We start from the raw sequence: 6,979 nt of genomic DNA, 5'->3' as shown, positions 1-6,979 counted from the left end.
CCTCCACGCCGTATCCCGCGTGAACGACGCCGGGGAGGCGCTGTGATAGCGCCCGTAGCCGTGCATCCCCACCGGCAGGGTCCGGGAGCCCGGCGTCCCGCAGGCCGTGAGAGAAAGGACCGCCACCAGCCCCATGCCGGCGCTTCCCAGCCAATGTGTCAGCATGCCCGCGCCCCCTCAATCACACACATCTATCAGTCAGGTCTGACGTGCTTCGCGGGCCCTTTCCTGACGCGCGGGACGCCTGCCCCTGGAGGCGATTTCCACGCGCGTCCAGGACGCGGGAACGAGGACTGGCCAGCGCCCGGGGCATGCCGTTTGATGCGGGGGTGCGAGGAGCACCGCCCGGATGACGCATCCCCCCCTTTCCTCCCGTCTTCGGGACGCGCTGGGCTCGCTGTCCGCGCGGCTCCTGCTGGCGTTCCTCCTGCCCACCCTGCTCTTCCTGTCGCTCGCGGGCGCTTCCGTGTACGCGCTCGCCCGCGCGAGCCTGGAGGACGAGCTGGGCGCGAGCCTGTCCGCGCTCGCCGCCGCCACCGCCACCCAGGTCAGCGGCGAGCGCATGCTCACCATCGAGCCCGGCGACGACGTGTCCGGCACCCGCACCTGGCGCGCCCTCGTGCGCCTCCTGGACGGCGTGCGCACCGCGAGCGGCGTGCGCCGGGTGTACGCCGTGGACGCGCGGGGCCGCGTGCGCGCGGACGCGGGCGGCGGTCTGCCCGTGGGCACGGAGCTGCCGGACCTCGCGCGCGACCGGCTGGAGCTGACGCGGGTGCTCGCCGGCAAGCGCGCCGCCAGCCAGGTGCTCTTCACCGGCTCCGACGGGCTGCTCTACAAGACGGGCTACGCGCCCGTGGTCCAGGACGGCCAGGTGGTGGGCGCCATCGGCGTGGAGGGCAGCGCGGCCTTCTTCGGGCCGCTGCGGCGGCTGTGGCGCACCTTCGTCATGGCCAGCGCCGTGGCGCTCGCCGTGCTCGCCATCATCGCCGTCTTCACCGCGCGGGGGCTGGCCGGTCCGCTGCGGCGCCTGATGGACTCCGCGCTGCGGATTGGCCGGGGGGACCTGACCACGCCCGTGCCTCCGGAGCCCACCCGCGAAATCGGCGTGCTCGCGCGCGAGCTGGAGGTCATGCGCGGCGCGCTGGAGAGCCGCGACCGGCAGCTCAAGCTGATGCTCGCGGGCGTGGCCCACGAGGTGCGAAACCCGCTGGGCGGCATCGCGCTCTTCTCCGGCCTGCTCCAGGAGGACCTGCGCGCGGGCGCCCACGCGGACGCGAACAGCCACGTGGACCGCATCCAGCGCGAGGTCGCCTACCTCCAGCGCATCGTCGAGGACTTCCTCGCCTTCGCCCGCGAGCAGCCGCTGGCCAGAGCCCCCATGGAGGCGCCCGACCTGGTCTCCAACGCGTGCGAGCTGCTCTCCGCGGAGGCCCACGGCAAGGGCGTGTCCCTGGAGGTGAGCGCCGCGCCCGCGCACCTGGAGGCGGATGGCAGCCTGCTGACCGCCGCGCTCGTGAACCTGGTGAAGAACGCCGTGCAGGCCGCGCCCGCCGGCAGCCCCGTGCGCATCCGCGGCGAGCTTCGCGATGGACGCTATGCCATCGACGTCCAGGACCGTGGCCCGGGCGTGCCCGAAGCCGAGCGCGAGCGCATCTTCGAGCCCTTCTTCACCACCCGCGAGCAGGGCACCGGCCTGGGCCTGCCGCTGGCGCGCAAGATTGCCCGCGCCCACGGAGGCGAGCTCTCCCTGCGCTCCACGCCGGGAGAGACCGTCTTCACCCTGTCGCTGCCCTGCCCTGCTCCCGGAGCCCTGGCGGCACCGGCACCCTGACGGACTCCGCGTCCCGGACGTCGAACTGCAGCGCCATCTCCCCCACCTCGCCGGAGACGACCTGCAGCGTCCGCGTGGCCTCCTGCGTGGAGGACAGCCGGTGCAGGGTGCCGTCCATCAGCTGCGACAGGTCCGCGATGGCGGTGGCGATCTGCGCGAAGGCGGCGTTCTGCTGCGTCACCGCGTTGGCGATCTTCCGCGCCGCCTCGGAGCTCTCCTGCGAGCTGTGCGACAGCGCGCGCAGGGAGTCACCGGACGCGCGCATCTGGTCCAACCCCGCGGCCACCTGACGGACGCCCTGCTCGCTCATGGACGCCGCGTCGCGGATGCCCTGGCTGATGTCCGCGAGGATGTCGCGGATGCGCCGGGTGGCCTGGACGGACTGGTCCGACAGCCCGCGCATCTCCTTGGCCACCACCGCGAAGCCCCGCCCCGCCTCGCCCGAGCGCGCCGCCTCGATGGCCGCGTTGACGGCGAGCAGGTGGGACTGGTCCGCCAGGTCCTTCACCGCGCCGGTGATTTCCCCGATCTGGGCCGTGCTCTCCTCCAGGCGCGACAGCCGCTGCTGGATGCCGGACACCGCGCTCCGGATGGACGCCAGTCCCTCCAGGCTCAGGACCACCGCGGCCTCGCCCTGCTGTCCCATCGTCTCCGCGCGCCGGGCCACGCGCAGGACCTCCTCCGCGGAGTCCGAGGCGATGCGCGAGGCCCGCCGCAGCTCCTCCGACGTCACCTGCGCTTCGTGCAGCGCGGCCGCCTGCCGGGCGAGGCCCTGCTGCTGCTCTTCGTTCGACAGGCGCAGCTCCGTTCCCGCCTGACCCAGCCGCTGCGCGGAGGTCTGGAGGAGCCGGGGAAACCTCCGCAGCCGGGACAGCGCGCCGTTCATCCCCGACGCCAGGTCGCCCATCTCGTCCGTGGACACCCAGCGGGGCGAGCGGATCCGCCCGGACGCCAGGCCGGAGATGGCCCCGTGCACCGCGCCCGCGCTCGTCGCCTGCCGCCGCGCCAGCATCCACGTGGTGAAGGCCGGCAGGACGAACACCAGCGCGCCCACCCACGGCAGCGCGAAGCCCAGGTCCGCGAACAGCGAGCTGCCCACGTCATCCAGCCGCGCCGCGGCCTTCGTCGCGCCGTCCGCCAGCAGCACCTCCTTCAGCAGGTTGCGCACGTTCAGGAGCTTCACCACCACCACGCACCCGCTCAGCACCACCGTGGCGAAGATGGTGGACAGGAACGTGAACGGCAGGAACCACGTCTGCCTCGGCCAGAAGGGGCCCGAGCCCGCCGGCGCCAGCTCCGGATGCGCGTCCTGCTCCCGCAGCGCCCACGGCAGCGCCAGCCGCTCCAGTCCCAGCGCGATGGGGAAGGCCACCACCACGCCGAAGCAGAACGCGATGAGCGTGCCCAGCCCCAGCCGGAACCAGTCCTTGCCGAACCACAGGCACACCGGGAGGCTGAAGAAGAAGCCGCCCAGCGTCCACGCCGCGCAGGTGGTGAAGACCATGGAGCGCCAGGGCAGCTCCAGCACGCGCCGCAGCCGGTCCCCGGGGCCATCCCCGGTGCGCCCCCGCAGGGCCTGGCTCGCCAGCCACCGCAGCGTCACGTAGGGATGCAGGAGCCCGAACACCAGCACGATGAACGGCAGGACCGTGGCCGTGACGAGCAGCCCCTCCTGGGCCGACAGGCCCATCGTCATCGCGATGAGGTACGCACAGACGATGGAGGGAGGCAGGACCCATCGCAGGAACAACCACATCCCACGCCAGGCCAGCTCCCGGATGTCTTGTGTTTCATTCATGTGCTCGAGCCCCCCCTCCAGTCTGGCGAAACGCCGGGCTGGCATGCATCGCGACCGCGTCACCGCCACCGATGAAACAGATGCCTCGGACCGCGGGGAGGGCTACGCCTCGCCGCAGGACTCGAACACACGCGCCAGCAACGTCAGGGACCGGTGCGCCGCGCGCTCCACGCGCGCCGGCTCACCCGTCGTCACGTCCGTGGTCAGCTTGAGGATCTCCAGCGCCTCGTCCGGGTGCGCGTCGTCGTAGCGGGCATGCGCCCGGAGCCAGCGCAGCGAGATGGCATCCACGCGCACGCCGTCCCGCGCATACGCGGTGAAGGGCTCCACCACGGCGCGCGTCCAGACGCCCGTCACGCCCTCGATGGCCCAGTTGGACGCGGCGACCCCCTCCGCCAGCGACCCCCCCAGGCACGTGGCCATCAGGTGCTGGTGGAGCGCCTGGACCTCGGGAGTCCACGGCGCCTCGAAGGCCCTGGGCGCGTCCACGCCCGAGGCCTGCATCCAGTCGATCCACCACTCGGCGTGACGGGCCTCCACGCCCAGGTTCTGCAGGAGCCAGCGGCGGATGCTCGCGTCGCCCGGACGCACGCCATAGGTCGTCTTCGCCAGCGACAGCCCCATGTACTTGGGGAAGTTCTCCACGATGGGGAAGCAGCGCACCAGGAACCGCTGCCAGGCGCTCAGGTCCGGATGCCGTCCCTCCGCGGTCTCCCGGAAGAGCGTGGGCATGCACGCCGCATCCCACGCGGGCTTGAGCGCGCCCAACATCGTCTCCATCCAGAGCGGATGCGGCGTGAGCTTCAAGGCGGCGGGCTGATAGCGCCGGGAAGCATCCTCATTCTTCAAGGGTGAAACAGGAAACACTTCCACGGCGGTGCCATGCGACACGGCGTCCGGAGACGACATGAAACCTGCTCCTGCTCCCAGGTGGACGACAAGCCGTCATGGCCGCCCCCCTCCACCCAGCGTGATGCCCAGCTTGCCTGGATGTCTGTGTTTCATCCAGGCCCCCCTGAAAATTGAAGCCAACCTGAAGACAGTTGGTGTCCCAAACCTCGCGGACTCCTCACGCGTGAATCAGGAATCCGGCGCTTTGACATTCATCCAATGGACACACACACATGAACCGTCATTGACGTTCAAGGGCAGGCAAGCAGGCGCGCCTTGAGCAACATGCGGCGCAGCGGTGCTTCATCCGCGCGCGCCAGCGCTTCATCCCAGCCCAGCCACTGGATGCCGAAGGACTCCGCGGGATCATGCGCAAGTGCCTCCGGGTCCTCCGCCACCACCAGGTAGCGGACATCCAGGTGACAGTGCTCGGGCTCGTCCTTGCGCGCGGGGATGACGTGGATGTCCACGTCCAGCGGGCGCGGCGCGGTGGGGTGCAGGTGCACGCGGCAGCCGGTCTCCTCGCGGGCCTCGCGCAGCGCGGTGGCCTCCATGTCGCCGCTGTCGCCGGCCTCCGCATGCCCCCCGGGCTGCAGCCAGCGCTTCAACTTCGCGTGGTGCAGCATCGCCACGCGCCCGCCGTCCGCGTCCACCACCACCGCGCTGCCGGTGAAGTGGGCCTCCTGTTGCGAGCGGGAGAAGGGCTCCGTCAGCGACGTGGCGAAGTGGCGCATGCGCGACAGGTCCTCGCGCTCCTTGTCGTCCGTGGGGACGTGGCGCGCGAGCAGTTCGACGAGGGAGGCGGAAGCGGAGGACATGCGCCGGGATAGACACCCGCCGGGGCCCGGGACGCCAGCGCTTTCACGACGGGCCCCGCGTGCGCGCCGCCCGGCCCGGTGTAGGGTGGCCTGGCGTGTGCATCCCGCCGCCACCCACCGGCGGTCCCCCACCTTCCTTTCCCGAGCAGGCGCATGGCCCGCATCCTCGTCATCGACGACCACGACACCCTCCGCGAGGGCATGACCGTCACCCTCACCCGCTCCGGCCACACCGTGTCCGCGGTGCGCAGCGGGGCGGACGGACTGGCCGCGTACAAGAAGGGCCCCTTCGACCTGGTCGTCACGGACCTGAAGATGGACGGCATGGACGGCATCGCCGTGACGCGCGCGCTCAAGGGGATGAACCCTGGCGCCGTCGTCATGGTGGTGACGGCGTTCGGCACCATCGAGACCGCCGTGCAGGCCATGCAGGAGGGCGCCTACGACTTCATCACCAAGCCCTTCCCGCCAGAGGTGCTGCGCGCCAAGGTGGACAAGGGGCTGGAGCTGTCCGCCACGCGCCGCCAGGTGGAGCGCCTCACCGCCCGCACGGACGCGCACGACGCGGACGCCGCCCTCACCCACCGCGACCTCGTGGGCGACAGCGAGCCCATGCAGAAGCTGCTCGCCCAGGTGCGCAAGGTGGCGGCCAGCGACGCCACCGTGCTGGTGCGCGGCGAGAGCGGCACCGGCAAGGAGCTGGTCGCCCGGATGATCCACCAGCGCTCCCCGCGCAAGGACGGCCCCTTCGTCGTGGTGCACTGCGCGGCCCTGGCGGAGACGCTGCTGGAGAGCGAGCTGTTCGGCCACGAGCGCGGGTCCTTCACCGGCGCGGTGAAGCGCAAGCTGGGCCGCTTCGAGCTGGCCGACGGCGGCACCCTCTTCCTGGACGAGATTGGAGAGATTCCCGCCTCCGTGCAGACGAAGCTCTTGCGCGTGCTCCAGGAGAAGGAGCTGCAGCGCGTGGGAGGAGAAGAGACGCTCAAGGTGGACGTGCGCGTGGTGAGCGCCACGCACCGCGACCTCCAGGCGGAGGTGAAGGCGGGCCGCTTCCGCGAGGACCTCTACTACCGGCTGCACATCGTCCCGCTCACCCTGCCGCCCCTGCGCGAGCGCCCCGAGGACCTGCCCGCGCTCGCGCGCCACTTCGTCGCCAAGCACGCGCCCCGCGTCAACCGGCGCGTCACCGGCATCGACGACGCGACGCTGCACGCGCTCACCCGCCACGCGTGGCCCGGCAACGTGCGCGAACTGGAGAACGTGATGGAGCAGGCGCTCGTCTTCGCCGAGGGCGACACGCTCACGCCGCAGGATTTGCCCTCGCACCTGGCCGGCCAGACGCCGCGCATGGACGCGGGCCTGCCCGTGCCCCAGGGCGACCGCCCCCTGCCGGACATCCTGGAGGACCTGGAGCGCCAGCTCATCGCCCGCGCCTATGAGAAGGCCGGTGGCGTGAAGACGGAGACCGCCCGGCTGCTGGGCATCAAGACCTCCGCGCTCTACTACAAGCTGGAGAAGTACGGCTTCCTGCCGCGCGGTGAGCGCCCCGAGGAGGGCTGAGCCCCGGCGAATGGGCCCCCCTCGGAAATCCGTCATCCGGGCCCCGGCCCCATGACTTTCCACCGTCCGGCCCACCCACTC

General features: G+C 71.8%; 5 protein-coding genes. 2 read left to right on the top strand and 3 right to left on the bottom strand.

Features of this window, described 5'->3' with window-relative positions:
* Positions 1–349 precede the first annotated feature (349 nt).
* Positions 350–1,831 (top strand): ATP-binding protein, encoded by a 1,482-nt coding sequence (locus D7X55_RS32810; protein ID WP_120553007.1) that lies wholly within the window; start codon positions 350–352, stop codon positions 1,829–1,831.
* Here the strand turns inward: D7X55_RS32810 and D7X55_RS32805 are convergent.
* The 3 genes from D7X55_RS32805 to D7X55_RS32795 form a co-directional block, all read right to left on the bottom strand.
* Positions 1,776–3,629, bottom strand: coding sequence for a methyl-accepting chemotaxis protein (locus D7X55_RS32805; RefSeq protein WP_121725121.1), 1,854 nt, complete (start codon positions 3,627–3,629; stop codon positions 1,776–1,778). The genes D7X55_RS32810 and D7X55_RS32805 overlap by 56 nt on opposite strands.
* A gap of 102 nt (positions 3,630–3,731) precedes the next feature.
* The gene (locus D7X55_RS32800; RefSeq protein ID WP_121725120.1) at positions 3,732–4,538 is read right to left on the bottom strand and encodes a TenA family transcriptional regulator; all 807 of its coding nucleotides are present in this window, start codon (positions 4,536–4,538) and stop codon (positions 3,732–3,734) included.
* 233 nt (positions 4,539–4,771) lie between these two features.
* Positions 4,772–5,338 (bottom strand): NUDIX hydrolase, encoded by a 567-nt coding sequence (locus tag D7X55_RS32795; protein ID WP_120553010.1) that lies wholly within the window; start codon positions 5,336–5,338, stop codon positions 4,772–4,774.
* Between the two features lie 153 nt (positions 5,339–5,491).
* Here D7X55_RS32795 and D7X55_RS32790 point away from each other — a divergent pair, with 153 nt between their 5' ends.
* Positions 5,492–6,898 carry a sigma-54 dependent transcriptional regulator gene (locus tag D7X55_RS32790; protein WP_121725119.1) on the top strand — a complete coding sequence of 469 codons (1,407 nt, stop codon included), beginning with the start codon at positions 5,492–5,494 and terminating at the stop codon, positions 6,896–6,898.
* Positions 6,899–6,979 lie beyond the last annotated feature (81 nt).

The organism is Corallococcus sp. AB049A, assembly GCF_003668885.1.
Lineage (GTDB): Bacteria > Myxococcota > Myxococcia > Myxococcales > Myxococcaceae > Corallococcus > Corallococcus interemptor.
Note: the sequence above shows the minus strand (reverse complement) of the source record. Positions and strands in the feature narration are given on the sequence as shown.

Coding starts and splice junctions, on each gene's coding strand:
- D7X55_RS32805 (WP_121725121.1), bottom strand. CDS start 3,629: ATGAATGAAACACAAGACATCCGGGAGCTGGCCTGGCGTGGGATGTGG.
- D7X55_RS32800 (WP_121725120.1), bottom strand. CDS start 4,538: ATGTCGTCTCCGGACGCCGTGTCGCATGGCACCGCCGTGGAAGTGTTT.
- D7X55_RS32790 (WP_121725119.1), top strand. CDS start 5,492: ATGGCCCGCATCCTCGTCATCGACGACCACGACACCCTCCGCGAGGGC.
- D7X55_RS32795 (WP_120553010.1), bottom strand. CDS start 5,338: ATGTCCTCCGCTTCCGCCTCCCTCGTCGAACTGCTCGCGCGCCACGTC.
- D7X55_RS32810 (WP_120553007.1), top strand. CDS start 350: ATGACGCATCCCCCCCTTTCCTCCCGTCTTCGGGACGCGCTGGGCTCG.